Source organism: Curtobacterium sp. C2H10 (assembly GCF_025407985.1).
Taxonomy (GTDB): Bacteria; Actinomycetota; Actinomycetes; order Actinomycetales; family Microbacteriaceae; genus Curtobacterium.
Genome location: NZ_JABXGF010000086.1, coordinates 1 through 6,689 on the forward strand (window position 1 = coordinate 1; position 6,689 = coordinate 6,689).

Below are 6,689 nucleotides of genomic sequence, written 5' to 3' on the forward strand. Positions count from 1 at the left end.
CACCCGGCCACCCGGCCGCCTCGGTCGCACAAAGTGTCGCCCGCAGCGTGCGGAAGCAGCGCTTCATGCGACCTCGACGGCGCCCGCACGGCATGTCGTGCGACCTCGACGGCGCCCGCACGGCATGTCGTGCGACCTCGGCGGCGCCCGCGCGGCGCGTCGTGCGACCTCGCCGGTCCACCGCGCACCCACCACACGCACGAAGGCCCCCGTACCGGATCGGTACGGGGGCCTTCGGACGTCTCGTGCGACTACTTCGCGGTGCCGCGACGCTGCCGGAGCTGCTGCAACGCGTCCTCGAGGAGCTGCGCCGCCTCTTCTTCGGTGCGGCGCTCCTTCACGTACGCGAGGTGCGTCTTGTACGGCTCGGTCTTGGAGACCACAGGAGGGTTCTCCTTGTCGCGACCAGCCGGGAGCCCGGTCGACGGCGAGTCCACCGTCTCGGGGATCTCGTCATCGGGGAGGCCGGCGGCGAAGTACCGCACGACCTCGTTGCCGAGGGCGTCCCAGTACGAGATCGCCACACGCTCGGCCTGGACCCCGCGGTCCTGCTCCCCCATCGGGCCCGCGCCGACGCGCGAACCCCGGATTGCACTGCCTCCGGATGCCATGGATCAGCTCCCCGCCGTGAACTTGTTGATGAGACCGAGCACGATGATCGACACGATCCAGAGGAGACCGAGGATCACCGTGATGCGGTTGAGGTTGCGCTCGGCGACGCCGGACGCCCCGAGGTTGCTCGTCACGCCGCCGCCGAACATGTCGGAGAGGCCGCCACCGCGGCCCTTGTGCAGCAGGATGAGGAGCGTGAGCAGGAGGCTCGTTATCGCGAGCAGGACCTGCAGCACGACGGAGAGAATCGCCACGACGTACCTTTCGTGTCAGTCAGCCATCCGAGTATACCGGCCAGGTGGTCGGCCGAGGTCCCCGGGCTGGGCGTGGCACAGGCCGGCCGCACGATGGCGACCGGCCTGTGTCCGGTGGGTCAGAGTCCGACGTGCTGCCGGAAGCGCGCGATGGCCGCGAACTCCTGCACGTCGAGGGAGGCGCCACCGACGAGCGCGCCGTCGATGTCGGGCTCGCGCAGGAAGCCGGCGATGTTGCCCGACTTCACCGAGCCGCCGTAGAGCACCCGCGTCGCCGCGGCTGCCTCGTCGCCCCAGGCTGCAGCGATCCCGCGACGGATCGCAGCGCATTCGTCCTGCGCCTGCTCGGCGGTCGCGGCCTGGCCGGAGCCGATCGCCCAGACCGGCTCGTACGCCACGACGATCTCGGAGGGCTGCACTGCGCCGAGGACGACCTGCAGCTGCTCGACCGGCACGACACCGGCGCCGCACTCCTCGCGCTGCTCGCCGGTCTCGCCGACGCAGACCACCGGCACGAGACCGTGCTTGACGGCCGCGGCGGTCTTCGCGGCGACGACCTCGTCGGTCTCCGCGTGCAGCGTGCGCCGCTCGGAGTGTCCGACGATGACGTACTGCGCGTCGAGTGCGGCGAGGAACGCCCCGGACACGTCGCCCGTGTAGGCGCCCGAGTCGTACCGGGACAGGTCCTGCGCGCCGAAGCGGATCGGGAGCTTGTCAGCCGAGATGAGCGTCTGCACGCTGCGGAGGTCGGTGAAGGGCGGGAAGACCGCGACCTCGACGTCGTCGAAGTCGTGGCGTGCGTCCTTCAGCGTCCACGCGAGCTTCTGCACGGTGGCGATGGCCTGGAGGTGGTCCAGGTTCATCTTCCAATTGCCCGCGATCAACGGCGTCCGGGTCATCGCGACCACCCCAGTGCTTCGAGACCGGGGAGCGACTTGCCCTCGAGGAACTCGAGGCTCGCACCGCCACCGGTCGAGATGTGCCCGAACTGGTCGTCCGAGAAGCCGAGCGACCGGACGGCCGCGGCGGAGTCGCCACCGCCGACCACACCGAGGCCGTCGACCTCGGTCAGGGCCTGCGCGACGGTCTTCGTGCCGGCGGCGAAGGCCGGGAACTCGAACACGCCCATCGGGCCGTTCCAGAACACGGTCTTCGACGAGGACACCGCGGACGCGAACCGCGCCGCCGTCTCCGGGCCGATGTCCAGGCCGATGCCGTCCGCCCCGAAGGACGACGACTCGATCGCGTCCGCGGCGACGGTCTCGTGCGACGCGTCGGCCGCGAACCCGGACGCCACGACGACGTCCGTCGGCAGGTCGATCGTCACGCCGAGCTCCTTCGCCCGCGAGAGGTACTCGCGGACGACGTCGAGCTGGTCGGCCTCGAGCAGCGACTTCGCGACCCCGTGGCCCTGGGCCGCGAGGAACGTGAAGAGCATGCCGCCACCGATGCAGAGCGTGTCCACCTGCGGCAGGAGGTGGTCGATGACACCGAGCTTGTCGCTGACCTTCGACCCGCCGAGCACGACCGTGTACGGCCGTTCCGGCGTCGTCGTGAGGCGTTCGAGCACGCCGAGCTCGGTCTCGATGAGCGACCCCGCTGCGCTGGGCAGCGCGGACGCGAGCTCGTACACCGAGGCCTGCTTGCGGTGCACGACACCGAAGCCGTCGGACACGAAGGCGTCCCCGAGGGCGGCGATGCGGTCCGCGAAGCCACTGCGCACGGCAGCGTCCTTCGAGGTCTCCTCCGGGTTGAACCGGAGGTTCTCGAGCAGCAGGACGTCGCCGTCCCCGAGTTCCCCGGCGGCCGCGGTCGCTTCGTCGCCGACGGTCTCGCCGACGAACGTGACCTCTTTGCCGAGCAGCTCGGAGAGCCGCTGGGCCACCGGCGCGAGCGAGAACTCCGGCTTGGGCTCGCCGTCGGGGCGGCCCAGGTGGGAGATCACGATGACGCGGGCGCCGGCGTTGATGAGGGTGTTCAGGGTGGTCAGCGACGCGCGCACGCGGCCGTCGTCCGTGATCACGCCGTCCTTGAGCGGGACGTTGAGGTCACAACGGACGACGACACGCTTGCCGGCGAGGTCGCCGAGGTCCTCGAGGGTGCGGAGTGCCATGGGTTAGAGGCGCTCGCCCACGTACTCGGTGAGGTCGACGAGGCGGTTCGAGTAGCCCCACTCGTTGTCGTACCACGAGGTGATCTTCACGAGGCCGCCGATGACCTTGGTCAGGCCGGAGTCGTAGATCGAGGAGTGCGGGTCCGTGGTGATGTCGGTCGACACCAGCGGGTCCTCGCTGTAGAGCAGGATGCCCTTGAGCGGGCCCTCGGCTGCCTCCTTGTAGGCGGCGTTGATCTCGTCGACGGTGACCTCGGACTTGGTCTCGAGGGTGAGGTCGGTGATCGAGCCGGTCGGCACCGGGACGCGGAGCGCGAAGCCGTCGAGCTTGCCGGCGAGCTCCGGCAGGACGAGGCCGATGGCCTTCGCCGCACCCGTGGAGGTCGGGACGATGTTCAGGGCGGCGGCACGCGCACGACGCGGGTCCTTGTGCGGGCCGTCCTGGAGGTTCTGGTCGGCGGTGTAGGCGTGGACCGTGGTCATGAGACCGCGCTCGATGCCGAACTTGTCGTGGAACACCTTGGCGAGCGGCGCGAGGCTGTTCGTGGTGCAGGACGCGTTCGAGATGATGTTGTGGTTCGCGGGGTCGTACTGGTCCTCGTTCACGCCGAGCACGATGGTGACGTCGTCACCCGTGGCCGGGGCGGAGATGATGACCTTCTTGGCACCGGCGTCGATGTGCTTCTGCGCATCGGCGGCCTTCGTGAAGAAACCGGTCGACTCGATGACGATGTCGACACCCAGCTCGCCCCAGGGGAGGTTGGCGGGGTCGCGCTCCGCGAGGACCTTGATCGCCTTGCCGTCGACCACGATGTTGTCGCCGTCGAGCTCGACCGTCGCCGGGAGCTTGCCGGTGATGGAGTCGAACTTCAGCAGGTTCGCGAGGGACGCGTTGTCGGTGAGGTCGTTCACCGCCACGATCTCGAGGTCGCTGCCCTTGGCCAGTGCGGCCCGGAAGAAGTTACGGCCGATGCGGCCGAAGCCGTTGATACCGATCTTGACGGTCAATGGATCTCCTGGTGGGTGTGGAGCGCCCGGGGGGCGCTGCTTTCGGAGTCGTGTGGCCCTTCGGGCCCACGTGTGGTGGACGATACGCCCCGTAACGTCGCCGTAACGACCCTAGCAGTCGGACTCTGCCAGACCGCGCGGGATGACGGTCCGTCCGGACGGTCGCGAGCGCCGCCCTGGACCACCCCGACGACGGACGGGAGGCGCGGTGCCAGCTGGCACCGCGCCTCCCGTCCGGAACGTCGTCACGCCCGTCGATCAGGCCCCTTCGAGCTCCTCGGGAACGCTCGCTTCGGTCCCCGGGATCCCGAGGTCGGACGCGCGCTTGTCGGCCATCGCGAGGAGGCGGCGGATGCGCCCGGCGATGGCGTCCTTCGTCATCGGCGGGTCCGCGTGCTGGCCGAGCTCGTCGAGCGACGCGTCGCGGTGCTGCAGCCGCAGCGAGCCGGCGTACTGCAGGTGGTCGGGGACCTCGTCGCCGAGGATCTCGAGCGCACGCTCGACCCGCGCGCACGCGGCGACGGCGGCCTGCGCGGAGCGACGGAGGTTCGCGTCGTCGAAGTTGACGAGACGGTTGGCGGTGGCACGGACCTCGCGGCGCTGGCGCATCTCCTCCCAGTCGGCGGTGGTGCGGGCGGCGCCCATCACGGTCAGCATCTGGCCGATGGCCTCGCCGTCGCGGATGACCACGCGGTGCACGCCGCGGACCTCACGGCCCTTCGCCGCGATGCCGAGCCGCGACGCAGCGCCGACCAGGGCCATCGCGGCCTCGTTGCCGGGGCAGGTGACCTCGAGTGCGGCGGCACGACCGGGGTCGGTCAGGGTGCCGGCGGCGAGGAACGCTCCACGCCAGATCGCGGCGAGGTCCTCGCGGTTGCCGGTGGTGAGCCGGTTCGGCAGACCGCGCACCGGGCGGCGGCGGGCGTCCATGAGGCCCGTCTGCCGGGCGAGGGTCTCCCCCGCCTCGAGCACGCGCACGAGGTACCGGGTGCCACGACGGGCGGACGCGGACGACCCCACCGACGCCTCGCTCCGCACGCCGTACAGCTCCGCGAGGTCCTTGCGCACGCGGTGCACGATGATCCGGGTGTCGAGTTCGACCTCGACGGCGATCCGGCCCGAGATGACGTGCAGGCCACCCGCGAACCGCAGGATGGTCGCGAGCTCGGCAGCGCGGACCGTGTTGCGGTTCACGACGACCCGGGCCAGTTCGTCCTTGACCTCGGCAGTCAACGGCACAGCATCATTCCTAACGTTTCTTCTGGTGGGGTCCGCGTGCCCGGCGCACGTCGTGTGGAGCGGCCGGAGGGACGGTCACTCTCGGCCGAGGTCTCGGTTCTTCACACGCACGGCGACGTCGGGCATCCCGCGGAGGAGGTTCGCCAGCTCGGCGACGATGGCGACCGAACGGTGCTTGCCGCCGGTACAGCCGATGGCGATCGTAGCGTGTCTTTTGTTCTCGCGCTGGTACCCCTCGAACACCGGCTCGAGGACGTCGGCGTAGCGCTCGACGAACGTGCGGGCTCCGGGCTGGGCCAGGACGTAGTCCGAGACGGGTCGGTCGAGGCCCGTGTGCGGGCGGAGTTCCGGGACCCAGTAGGGGTTCGGCAGGAACCGGACGTCGGCCACCATGTCGGCGTCGGCGGGCAGTCCGTACTTGAACCCGAAGCTCATCAGGGTCACCTGGACACCCGTGAAGTGGTCGTCGGCGAACTGCTCGGTCACGGCGTTCGCGAGTTGGTGGATGTTCAGGTCGGAGGTGTCGATGACGAGGTCCGATGCCTCGCGCAGGGCAGCGAGCCGACTGCGTTCGCGGCCGATGCCGTCGAGGAGCGTGTCCTCACCCTGGAGCGGGTGTGGCCGCCGCACCTGCTCGAAGCGCCGCACGAGGACCGCGTCCGTCGCCTCGAGGAACAGCACCCGGACCCGGGCCGAGGCACTCTTGCGCACCTGCTCGACCGCCTGCTCGGGGTCGGTGAAGAACCGGCCGCCGCGGACGTCGACCACCGTGGCGATCTTGGGGATCTTCTCACCGGCACGGTCCGCGAGCTCGGTGAGCGGCGCGAGCATCTGCGTCGGGAGGTTGTCGACGACGTACCAGCCGAGGTCCTCGAGCGCCTTCCCCACCGTCGAACGACCGGCCCCGGACATGCCGGTGACGATGAGGATGTCGTGCTGCTGCGGCGATCGTGTCGGCGCTGGGACGCTGTCGGTCATCTGGGAGTGGGCTCCGTCGTGGCGGCCCGGGCGCGTCGCCCGGGGAGGTCTCGGCTGCGGGACAAGGGTATCGCCCGGACGCCGGGCTCGGGGTGCGTCATCCGGTCGGGTGCGGTCCGTCCGTCGGCCGTGGCCCGTCGGTCGGGTGTGGCCCGTCGGTCGGGTGTGGCCCGTCGGTCGGGTGTGGCCCGTCGGTCGGGTGTGGCCCGTCGGTCGGGTCCTGTCCGTCCGTCGGGTGCGGTCCGTCGGTCGGGTGCGGTCCGTCCGTCGGCCGCACGGGAAGCGCGGTGTGCGTCATGCGGGCAGGTGCGGGCCGTCGTCGGTCACCTCGGGGAGCCGGGCCGGTCCTCCGGAGCGGGTGGCGGCCGCCTGTGTGGCGGCTGCCAGGTCGGGCGCGCTGGCGGTGCCCGGTTCGCCGGCTGCGTCGGCCGCGCTGGCGCTGCCGGGTTCGATCGCCGTGTCCGGCGCACCGGCCCCGTCGGGAG

8 protein-coding genes are annotated in these 6,689 nt (G+C 70.8%); all 8 read right to left on the bottom strand.

The annotated features are described in order from the left end of the window. Positions 1-251: 251 nt before the first annotated feature. Positions 252-611, bottom strand: a complete 360-nt coding sequence (locus HWD93_RS17915; RefSeq protein WP_070416207.1) for an RNA polymerase-binding protein RbpA — start codon at positions 609-611, stop codon at positions 252-254. 3 nt (positions 612-614) lie between these two features. Continuing rightward, positions 615-866: a preprotein translocase subunit SecG gene (secG, locus tag HWD93_RS17920; protein WP_056124375.1), complete on the bottom strand. Its 252-nt coding sequence runs from the start codon at positions 864-866 to the stop codon at positions 615-617. A 119-nt stretch (positions 867-985) separates the two neighbouring features. Further along, positions 986-1,765 (bottom strand): triose-phosphate isomerase, encoded by a 780-nt coding sequence (tpiA, locus tag HWD93_RS17925; RefSeq protein ID WP_306577614.1) that lies wholly within the window; start codon positions 1,763-1,765, stop codon positions 986-988. Next, positions 1,762-2,979, bottom strand: a complete 1,218-nt coding sequence (gene pgk, locus HWD93_RS17930; protein ID WP_071296303.1) for a phosphoglycerate kinase — start codon at positions 2,977-2,979, stop codon at positions 1,762-1,764. Before pgk ends, tpiA begins: the two co-directional genes overlap by 4 nt. Before the next feature lie 3 nt (positions 2,980-2,982). After that, positions 2,983-3,987, bottom strand: coding sequence for a type I glyceraldehyde-3-phosphate dehydrogenase (gene gap, locus HWD93_RS17935; RefSeq protein ID WP_070416209.1), 1,005 nt, complete (start codon positions 3,985-3,987; stop codon positions 2,983-2,985). A 258-nt stretch (positions 3,988-4,245) separates the two neighbouring features. Then, complete coding sequence (gene whiA, locus HWD93_RS17940) at positions 4,246-5,226, bottom strand: DNA-binding protein WhiA (RefSeq protein ID WP_070416210.1); 981 nt, start codon at positions 5,224-5,226, stop codon at positions 4,246-4,248. 75 nt (positions 5,227-5,301) lie between these two features. After that, the gene (gene rapZ, locus HWD93_RS17945) at positions 5,302-6,204 is read right to left on the bottom strand and encodes an RNase adapter RapZ (protein ID WP_070416211.1); all 903 of its coding nucleotides are present in this window, start codon (positions 6,202-6,204) and stop codon (positions 5,302-5,304) included. Positions 6,205-6,498: 294 nt separating this feature from the next. Further along, positions 6,499-6,689 (bottom strand): hypothetical protein (locus HWD93_RS17950; protein WP_261647553.1); only part of this gene is annotated, 191 nt, incomplete at its 5' end.

What these genes read in the sequence shown, in the direction of transcription:
- rapZ (WP_070416211.1), bottom strand. Translation starts at nt 6,204, where the DNA reads ATGACCGACAGCGTCCCAGCGCCGACACGATCGCCGCAGCAGCACGAC.
- pgk (WP_071296303.1), bottom strand. Translation starts at nt 2,979, where the DNA reads ATGGCACTCCGCACCCTCGAGGACCTCGGCGACCTCGCCGGCAAGCGT.
- HWD93_RS17915 (WP_070416207.1), bottom strand. Translation starts at nt 611, where the DNA reads ATGGCATCCGGAGGCAGTGCAATCCGGGGTTCGCGCGTCGGCGCGGGC.
- tpiA (WP_306577614.1), bottom strand. Translation starts at nt 1,765, where the DNA reads ATGACCCGGACGCCGTTGATCGCGGGCAATTGGAAGATGAACCTGGAC.